The organism is Dellaglioa sp. CoH-55-MRSF-7, assembly GCF_056782235.1.
Map to the genome: position 1 here is coordinate 1 of NZ_JBXAYI010000142.1, position 283 is coordinate 283.

Sequence of the window (283 nt, forward strand, 5' to 3'; positions counted from 1 at the left end):
CGATCCCGGAAGACGAAATTGCTGAGGACGGTCAAGACACGCAGACCGTTGGCAATCTAGACGAGGACACACGAAACACCTACGTTTACAAAGCGGTGCGCAGCGGTGGTTGGGTGGTTCGTATCAACGGGTACAGCATGACGGGGCGCGAGCACTTCTTCGGTGGTAAATATCTAGGTCTGTGTCTCGGGTGGACACAGGAAAAGGCGCGTGAAGTGGCACTTGCGTGGCTCACCCGTTCCGAGATCGTGGAGGAATGATGCACGTATTTGCTCTAATCGTG

General features: G+C 55.1%; 1 protein-coding gene. It reads left to right on the plus strand.

What is annotated here, in order from left to right; genetic code table 11:
- Positions 1-260 (plus strand): hypothetical protein (locus AC1RPU_RS08180; RefSeq protein ID WP_481769675.1); only part of this gene is annotated, 260 nt, incomplete at its 5' end.
- Between the last annotated feature and the right edge of the window lie 23 nt (positions 261-283).